Below are 1219 nucleotides of genomic sequence, written 5' to 3' on the forward strand. Positions count from 1 at the left end.
GGTTCATCGCGGATTAGCGGGAACTAAAAACAAAAACGGTAGTAAGTGATATGGTTTAGTCGCCAAACAAAAATCATACACAAACTACCGTTTTCATGCCGAATCATACTTTCCTATCTTCATTCTGGGAAGGCTTTCATATAGTAAAGTCTCACCAGACAGCATCACTTATTACCCTGACTCTTAAACCCAACTCTGAGGCTAAGTGCCTTTGTGGTCTCGAGGCCGAGGCTATTCATGAGTATCAATGGCGTCATGTAAAAGAGGCCATGTTGCTCGGTGTTCCTGTTGAACTTTCCGTTCAAACACGAAGAATTAAGTGTCGTGTCTGCGGCATAAAAACAGAGTCTCTATCTTGGTTAGAGCCTTATGCTCGTATAACGAAGCGCTTAAAAAGTTATATAGAACAACTGCTGCCTCTTCTTCCCATTAAGCATATCTCCCAGTTAACAAGCGTACATTGGCACACCATTAAAGAGATAGATAAACGCCGACTTCGACGAGTGGTACCGTCAGTGAAATGGGAGGGGCTAAGGCAACTCGTCATGGATGAGTTCGCTATCTTTAAAGGACATAGGTATGCCACGGTCATTGCTGACGCTAAGACGCACCAAGTCATTTGGATAGGGTTAGGCCGTAGCCGCAAGGACATACGACCGTTCTTCGAGCTGTTAGGCAAGCATGGCAATAATATCGAAGCGGTCGCGATGGACATGAATACGGCTTTTGACCTTGAAGTTCAAGCACATTGCCCGAACGCAAAAATCGTTTACGACTTATTCCATGTTGTTGCTAAGTTCGGTCGTGAGGTCATGGATAGAGTCAGAGTCGACCAAGCCAACAAACTCAAGCAAGATAAAAAAGCGAGGCAATGGGTCAAGCGTTCACGCTGGGTGTTGTTGAAAAATAGGGGCAACTTAAATACACAGCAAGACAGCTATCTTACAGAAATATTGAATATCAATAAGGACTTAATGACCACTTACATCCTCGGAGCACAACTCAAAGAGCTTTGGTATTGTGAATCAGAAGTGCATGCCAAAGGGCTCTGGGATACGTGGTGGGCACAAGTACAAGAGAGTGGGATTAAGCCATTAAAAGAGTTCGCACGAAAACTGAGTCCTTATCTTCACGGCATTCTCGCATCGGCAAGTTATCCGCTCAACACCTGCACATTGGAAGGGATAAACAACAAGATAAAGCTAATCAAGCGAATGGG

At 44.5% G+C, this 1219-nt stretch carries 1 protein-coding gene; it reads left to right on the top strand.

The genetic code is table 11. The features are described 5' to 3' along the window. Nucleotides 1-95: 95 nt before the first annotated feature. Nucleotides 96-1219, top strand: a 1124-nt coding sequence (locus F0251_RS24225) for an ISL3 family transposase (protein WP_171731982.1), incomplete at its 3' end; no start/stop codon positions are given.

This window comes from Vibrio sp. 070316B, from assembly GCF_013114115.1.
In the GTDB taxonomy this organism is placed as follows: domain Bacteria; phylum Pseudomonadota; class Gammaproteobacteria; order Enterobacterales; family Vibrionaceae; genus Vibrio; species Vibrio chagasii_B.